The organism is Pirellulales bacterium (assembly GCA_035546535.1).
Taxonomy (GTDB): Bacteria; Planctomycetota; Planctomycetia; order Pirellulales; family JACPPG01; genus JACPPG01.
The window spans coordinates 1-7,837 of sequence record DASZWQ010000127.1; the positions used below are offsets into that span (position 1 = coordinate 1).

At 61.5% G+C, this 7,837-nt stretch carries 8 protein-coding genes; all 8 read left to right on the forward strand.

Annotated elements, in window-relative coordinates:
* The coding region (locus tag VHD36_15560) for a hypothetical protein (GenBank protein ID HVU88738.1) at positions 1-457 on the forward strand (457 nt) is incomplete at its 5' end.
* A gap of 233 nt (positions 458-690) precedes the next feature.
* The gene (locus tag VHD36_15565) at positions 691-1,965 is read left to right on the forward strand and encodes a hypothetical protein (GenBank protein ID HVU88739.1); all 1,275 of its coding nucleotides are present in this window, start codon (positions 691-693) and stop codon (positions 1,963-1,965) included.
* Between the two features lie 88 nt (positions 1,966-2,053).
* Complete coding sequence (locus VHD36_15570) at positions 2,054-2,410, forward strand: metalloregulator ArsR/SmtB family transcription factor (protein HVU88740.1); 357 nt, start codon at positions 2,054-2,056, stop codon at positions 2,408-2,410.
* A complete protein-coding gene (locus tag VHD36_15575) occupies positions 2,407-2,835 on the forward strand; it encodes a hypothetical protein (protein HVU88741.1) in 429 nt (142 codons plus the stop codon). The genes VHD36_15570 and VHD36_15575 overlap by 4 nt, the downstream gene beginning before the upstream one ends.
* A 512-nt stretch (positions 2,836-3,347) precedes the next feature.
* On the forward strand, positions 3,348-4,643 hold the full coding sequence (locus tag VHD36_15580) for a hypothetical protein (protein ID HVU88742.1): 1,296 nt from the start codon (positions 3,348-3,350) through the stop codon (positions 4,641-4,643).
* A gap of 52 nt (positions 4,644-4,695) precedes the next feature.
* Positions 4,696-5,703: a hypothetical protein gene (locus tag VHD36_15585; protein HVU88743.1), complete on the forward strand. Its 1,008-nt coding sequence runs from the start codon at positions 4,696-4,698 to the stop codon at positions 5,701-5,703.
* Positions 5,704-5,711: 8 nt separating this feature from the next.
* Positions 5,712-5,936 (forward strand): hypothetical protein, encoded by a 225-nt coding sequence (locus tag VHD36_15590; protein ID HVU88744.1) that lies wholly within the window; start codon positions 5,712-5,714, stop codon positions 5,934-5,936.
* A gap of 224 nt (positions 5,937-6,160) precedes the next feature.
* Positions 6,161-7,513: an MFS transporter gene (locus VHD36_15595; GenBank protein HVU88745.1), complete on the forward strand. Its 1,353-nt coding sequence runs from the start codon at positions 6,161-6,163 to the stop codon at positions 7,511-7,513.
* The last annotated feature ends 324 nt before the right edge of the window (positions 7,514-7,837 follow it).

Below are 7,837 nucleotides of genomic sequence, written 5' to 3' on the forward strand. Positions count from 1 at the left end.
CAAGAGCAAGCACGAGATCGAGATTCAGCTCGATCCCAAGGGGCTGACCGACGCGGCCGTCGATCCCTCGGCGCCGGTAACCAAGAGCGTCAAGGGCATCAGCCTGCGTAGCGCGCTGCGGCTGATCCTCGAAGAGTTCGATCTGACGTACGTCGTGCAGGACGAAGTCCTGAAAATCACCTCCAAGGAAAAGGCCGACGAAATCCTCACCACCCGCGTCTACCCCGTGGCCGACCTCGTGATCCCGGTCATGACCCGCATGGGCGGCATGGGCGGCATGCGTGGCGGCATGGGCGGCGGCATGATGGGAGGCATGGGGGGTGGTATGGGCGGCGGGATGATGGGCGGCATGGGCGGCATGGGCGGCGGAATGATGGGAGGCATGGGTGGCATGGGGGGCATGGGCGGCGGCATGTTCAACGTGCCGGCCGAACGAGTCGCAACGCAGCCGCGCTAACAATCGGCGCGGCAGAGCTCGCCGCCGCGCGTTCCGTGTGACTTCTGCTTCTCGATCGTCAGACACACGTCTCGACCGATCCGCGACGCCCCATTGATCGCGCCGGGCCGCGAGATGATTTGGTGCAGGATGCACGGCGACGCTCGGTCGCCTACCATAGGACCGCCGAGGGCGTTGTCATTCGGCCCCCGCGTTCCGCAACTCTCGCTTCCGCCTACCGAGCGACAAGTCCTATGCCCGCGTCCATCCAAGACTCGTCGACGTCGATTTTGCGCCTCTCAATTCTGTTCGTCACCGCGGTTTTCGGACTGTCGCACATTTGCGCCGCAGCCGACGATGGCGAGGCACGCGCGACGAATCGACTCTTCTTCACCTCGCAAGGAAAGACCGCGCTCATCCACGCAGAGGGCAGCAAGCTAAAGTGGCTGGAATTCGACGTGCCCAACCAGGCCACGTGGCAGCCGGGCTCTTGCTTCTCCGATGGAAAACGCACCGTCATGCTCAGCATGGAACCGCGGCGCGACGGCCCCGGTCGCCCCTTCGAGGAGTATTACACGCAAACGCCTACGCACATCTGGATCTACAACCTCGATACGGGCGCCCTGGACGAGATCTGCAATCGCGACCGCATCGCCCCGTTCGAAACGCCGGCATTGCTCGTCGCGGACGAACGCATCCTGGTGCAGGTCGTAAAGAACAAGGTTGGGCAGATCGTGAGCATGAAGCTCGACGGAACCGACGCCCGCGACTTCACGCACCCCGGCGAGGGCTTGCCGTACGGTTTGAGCCTGAGTCCCGACGCCAAACGCGTCGCCTTTCACCTGGCCGGCCCGCAGGGGTACCAGGTGTGGACCAGCGACGTCGACGGCGGCAACCGCGTCCAGGTGGCGGGCAATCCCGATCACTTGTACTTCGGCACCAGTTGGTCGCCCGACGGCAAGTGGATCCTGTACGTCGATTGCCATTACAAGGAAGATCCCGGGCACGATTGGGCCGACGTTTGCATCGGCCGCGCCGAAGGGGGCGAGCATCGCGTCCTGACCGAAGGGCAGCCGATGTGGTTTGCCGCCACTTACGGCGACACGACCAGCCGCGGTGGCGGCTCGAACTTGCCGGCCTGGACGCACGACGGCGCGATTCTGTTCCCGCGGCGCACGCCGGGCGCGCGAATCGCCTGGCCATATCGCGTAGGCCAGCCGGACCTCGATCACTTCAACCGCGATTTCAAACCGGACGAGGCGCGCGGCGGGACCGAGATCGTGCGGCTCGATCCTCAATCGGGCGAGACGATCGCGCTAACGCACAGCGATCCACCGGTGTGGGACTTTCGCGCGAGCGAATCATCCGACGGACGGCTGATCGCCTTCTGCCGCGCGGCCACCGGCGCGGCGCCGACGCTGTGGGTCATGGACGCCGACGGCGGCAACGCGCGCGAGATTTCCCGTGGGCGCGACGATCGCGGTCTGGATCATCCCCGCTGGCTGCCGCGGCCCGTGGCGGCGCGCTAACACCTTGATCGCTCGATCGTCTCGGCGTCTGCCGCCAAGTTGACTGAGACACTATTTCACGATATAGTGTAATAGTGAAAGGTAATCCATGAAGCGATGCTCGCCCAAACCGGCACTGCGCGACCGGGAACTGCTGAGCGCCGAGCAGGCCTCGGACTTGGAGCATCTTTTCAAACTGCTGGCCAACGACAGCCGCCTGCGCCTGTTGCACGCCATCGCGCGGCACGGCGAGCTGTGCGTGGGGGACCTGGCCGAGGAGTTGGGCATGTCGCCGCAGGCTGTCTCCAACCAATTGCGCCGGCTGCGCGGAATCGTCGCCGCGCGCCGGGAGGGCAACAACATCCACTACCGGATCGTCGATCCGTGCGTGCTCGTCCTGCTGGACCGTGGCTTGTGCCTGCTCGAAGAATCCGCCAAGCGTCACTTGCAAAGGAGATTGTCATGAACCGGCGTACGTGGCTCACCGCGCTATCAGGTATTTCGGGACTCGGCCTTTTTTCCCTGGCAGGCGTAACCCAAACCGCCTTGGCTAAGGAGGAAGAGAAGGACGAGAAGGAAGACGAGCGCGCGGAACAATGCGAGGATTGCGAAGAGGCTTGCCTGGAATGTATTAACCATTGCATGGACCTGCTTGCCGAAGGGAAGCCCGTCAAAGCGTGCCTGCAATCGTGCCTCGACTGCGCCGATATTTGCGCCACTTGCCGCACCGTGTCAGCGCGACGAGGGCCGGCCAGCGCCGCCATGGCCACGGCCTGCGCCGCCGCCTGCGACTTATGCGCCGAAGCGTGTGAGAAACACAAGGAAGACAAAATCATGGCCGAGTGCGCCAAGCAATGCCGCAAATGCTCCGCGGAGTGTCGTGCCCGATAAACCGGACCGCGGCACTCTGGCCACGCGTCTCGAAGACGATCTCTCCGCTCCCCTGCACGACGAACAGCCATTGCTGGCTGTGCGGGTGCTCATTATCAGGCTTGTCGCTGCTGGTTTCGCCGGCGGCGAACTTCATTTGCGCGGCTTGCAGCAACGTGCTCCCGGCTTACCCGATCTTTGGGCTTGGCGCGGATCTTCCTGCCACAGCGTGCCACGACATTTCGAGAAGTTTCTAACAGGGCAACGTGGCCACCCGTACCCTTCGGGACTAACGGCAAACAATCATTGTTATTCACGATACGCTGCCGGCGGCACGCCCAGCATGTCTTTCATGAATAGTTAGAAACTACTATATGACGCCGAGCACCCATCGGCTCTTCGCGCCGTTTCTGCGTCATCGTATTTCACTTTACTGTTGCAAAACATTGCGAATCCTCGCGCGCTGCGTTATTCCTATCGGTCACTCGTGGATCCCTCTCTAGCCAACCAATGGCCCGGCCTTGGAGAACACCATGGCGAAAGCACATCGTCCGCCGACACACGTGATCGATATGACTCCGCGCCTGACGGCGAGCGCACTTGCCGCGAGCGCGCTTCCTGATTTCGAGATCGAGCGGCGTGAGGAATTGGCTCGCTACCTGCTCGACCCGGCCACCGAAGAGGAGTCGCCAGAGGCCATCGAGTCTTTGGCAACGGCGGACGCGGTCATCGGGGCGCAGGCGGCGGTGCCGACGATCAAATTCCCCTCCGGTTACGTCCCGCAACCACAACTGAAATCGCCCATGCAAGCGTCGGGCAAGCTCAAGTCCGCGGACGTATTGGTCGTGACTTGGACGGTTGCCGAGCAGAATGCGCTGGCCGATGTTCTGACACCCGGGTACGGCCGGCGAACCCAGAGCAGCAAGAAGGCCTGGCACAACTACGACAGGAACTTCAGCAAGTACCTGGACCTGATCCGCAAGGGGGCTCCCTCGCGCCGTGTAAAGCGGCTTGGCAGTTGCATGCAATCCAGCGTGGCCGGCAAAACGGTTCTTTGCTTCAAGTCCGAATTACATCTCGCGCGAGACGTGATCCGTAACAAGACCGACCCCACTGCCCCTACGCTTCCCGTCCGCAAGATGTGGGATCAGCTCATGGACGAAGTGCAACCGGAAGTGGTCATAACCACCGGGACCAGCGGGGGCGTTTTTCCCGACTATCCGCTTGGAGGTGTCGCCGTAACGCGCGCCGCGCAGTTTCACTGTCAAGCCGCGTTCAAGCAGGCGCCTTACAACAACAAGAAATACTACAACGACTGGAATGTGCCGACGAAGTATTTCCCCAAGGCGCAGCAGTTGATGAAGTCTCTTGCCAACAAACTCGTCGAGCCCCCCCTTTTGCCGCCGTCTCCGGGCTTCGATCCCGAAAATGTCACGATTCAACCGCCGAAGAATGTTCCCAACATTTATCTGGAAGGAAAAAAGTGGCAGGGTGGTCCCAAGGCCCTGAAAGAGCATCATCCGATCTTGACCACCGATTACTTCGAGTTCGGCACGACGACGAATCACTTGGAAAAGCTGGGATGTGCCGTCGAAATGGGCGATGCCGTCCTGGGCCTTGCCTGTTCCGAGCGGAAGGACGCGCCAAGCTGGCTTGTCATACGCAACTTCTCCGATCCGTGCATCAACGGCGCCCTGCAGGGCAAGGGGCAGTTTCCCAACATGCAAACGCACTGGGCGGTCTGGTACTACCAAACGTACGGCTATTGGACCTCGATGATGAGCGCGCTGGCCACGTGGGGCGTTATCGCGGGACTGGCCGACAAATAGCCCCGCCAAATACCCATCACATGACAGATCGCAGCCATTCAGGAGATTCACCATGCACATTGATTCCGTCCGCGAATTGAAGGCAAGTTTAATCAGCTCGATGCCTTCCCCGGCCACGGCCCAGGGCCTTGGCCGAACAGGAAAGGGGCCTCGCCTGGCGGCCTTTGCCGCCACCGCGATTGCCAGTGCCGCCGGACCGCACCGCTACATGGCCTTGGGCGTCGCCAAATCAAAGCGCGGCTTCGCCCTGGCCGTACGTATTCAGCGGCGCGAGATTCAGACCAGCGAGCTGATGAACTCGATCCGCAAGAAGGCCAAGGGCGAAGTCGACGTTCGCTACGTTGGTCGCATCGTTAAGAAGGCGAGCGCCCCCTGGAACCGGAAACGAGTGCGGCCGCTGGTGCCCGGAATCTCGATCGGACATTACAAGATCACGGCCGGCACGCTGGGCTGCTTTGTGACGGACCGCTCCGGCGACACCGTCTACATGCTTTCCAACAATCACGTATTGGCCAACGAAAACGGCGCCAAGACGGGGGATGCCATTCTGCAGCCCGGTGTCTACGACGGCGGCAAGAATCCCGCTGATCTCGCGGGCAAGCTGAGTCGGTTCATCCGGCTGACCGCGAGCCGCCCCAATCTCGTCGATTGCGCCATCGCTGAGGTTGCTGCCAAGATCAAATACGATGCGAAGAAGCTGCGTGGCCTGGGAACGATTGCCGGACTGGGCGATCCGGCCGACATCAACGACAAGGTCGCCAAGCTCGGCCGTACTACGGGTGTCACTCATGGCAAGGTCACTGCCATCGAAGTCGATCAAGTCGTCGTTGCCTATGACCTGGGCAACCTCACTTTCAATGGACAAATCGAGATCGAAGGACAGAACGAACATCCATTCAGTGACGGCGGTGACAGCGGCTCGCTGATCGTGAACGACGACCTCGAAGGTGTCGCCTTACTCTTTGCAGGTTCAGACCAGGGCGGGAGCAACGGGCATGGATTGACCTACGCCAACCCGTTGGCCACGGTTCTAGACCGCTTGAAAGTAGACTTGCTATAATGGGCATTATGGCTGCCAATTCGCTGCAACGCGCCCGCGCCGCAAAAGCCAAGGCTGCCGAGACCTTCGGTAAGCTCGCATCGGTCGTCGGCATCGGTATCACGAAGGTCGACGACGATTACGCGCTGAAGGTCAATCTCGACTCCGAGCCGCCGGCCGATGTTACGCTGCCCACCGAAGTGTCCGGCGTACCAGTCAAGGTCGAAATCGTTGGCCAGATCAAAAAACGCTGAGGCGAGTGTCTATCGCGTCCGGAGCGCGACAGACCGCGCGTTCGCCAGCGCCCGCCGGCCGGTATTTGACCGGTTCGGCAGCATCTCCCGCGACGCTAGCATTTACCCGCCCGGGCTTCCTGCTGCGCCGCGTCGTTACTTCCGTTGACCACTTTCGTCATGTCATTAGAATCGACGGCCCCCAAGAATCAGCACGCGTATCGCCGAAGGGATGTCGGTATTCCATGGAAGCAGGACGCTTCTCTCGCGATGTGCGCGCCTCGGTCGCCGAAGGCGCGTTGGCCACGGTCATGGGAACGCTGCTAAGCGGCGCCTTTTTGACGGCGTTCGCTCTGCGCCTGGGCGCGAACGAAATTCAGATCGGCTTGCTAGCCGCCACGACATCCCTCGCCCACGTCGCGCAGCTCGCCGGCTCTTGGGCCGTCGAGCGCTCGGGGCGCAGCAAACCGATCTGCATGATCGCATCCTGGGTCAGCCGGCTGCTATGGCTTCCCATCTTGTGCGTACCGCTGGTGCTCAGCGGCTTGTCCGGCGTGGAGCAGGCCTGGACGATCATCGCGCTGCTGACCGTCTCGAGCTTGTTTGCCTCGATCGGCGCTATGGCGTGGCTCGCCTGGATCAAGCGCCTCATACCTGAAGAAATGCGATTGAGATTTCTCGGGCGCCGGCACGTTTTCAACACGGCTCTGACTTTCAGCCTTACCGTCATCGGGGGACTGTTCATCGATGCATGGTCGCGGTGGTATCCCGAGTCGTTAGGCGGCTTTATCATCGTCTTCGCCGTCGCCATGAGCTGTGGAATCATCGGTCTTCTCATTCTGCAAACGATATCGGAGGTGCCGGCACGGCCACCCGTTGCGCTCCCCCTGTCCCGATTGGTGAACGCTCCTTTTGCTGATAGCAACTTTCGGCGGTTGATCAGCTTTTACGCCGTGTGGAATTTTGCCTCGAACCTGGCGACGCCCTTCTTCGCCGTTTACATGTTGGCAGTTTTGCAGCTTTCCCTCGCATCGGTCACGTTGCTGCTGACGCTCTCGAGCGTGGTGGGGCTAGCGGCGACTCGTCTCTGGACCCGGTGCGGCGATCGTTTCGGCACGCGCAGCATGGTATCGATCGCCACGCTGGCGGACGTGGCCTGCCCGCTTCTGTGGCTCTCGGTAACCGCCGACAATCTATGGCTGCTCGTGCCGATCCATCTGCTCGGCGTCTTCGCAGCTCCCATCGCCATGGGCCCCCAAGTGCTCTCGCTGAAGCATTCTCCGGCGGAAAATGGATCGGTGTATCTGGCTCTGTTTCATGCGATCACCGGTCCCTTGACGGCAGCCGGCGCAGTCGTCGGCGGCACCATCGCCGGGTGGAACGCGCTGGACGGCGCGCCTGCCACGGTCGCAGGGCTCAAAACCGTCTTTCTGATTTCGGCCGCCGGGCGCCTGCTGAGCTTATTGCTGCTGCGCCGCGTGCGCGAGCCCGAATCCGTTCCAGTCGGCCGCATCGTGCGTGTTCTCCATCGGGCCGGCCGTCGCTGGGCGGTCGAACAACGCGGCGCAGCCTCCGCATCATGGCGCAAGGCGGCATGAAGACGGCCCGAAGGACTAGACGCTCGGATCTTCTTGGTCCTTGGATTTTTGATTTTCCTTCGACATTTGATTTTCGATATTCGTCATTAATCTTCACTGCCCTCTGCCCTCTGCCTACTGATTACCGATTACCGCCCACTTTTCCCCTGGAAATCAGGCCACCGCTTCGCGCATAGTGACGCGTAGCCGATTTCGGCCTGAGTTGTCTGTGGTTTGGTATGGCGGCGTTTGGCGTTATGTGGTGTGGTTCTTGCCCTTTCGCTCGTCGCTAGAGGTTGCACCGCGCGAAGCTGTTCGATCGGTCGCGCGGCAAAAGAATGCGTT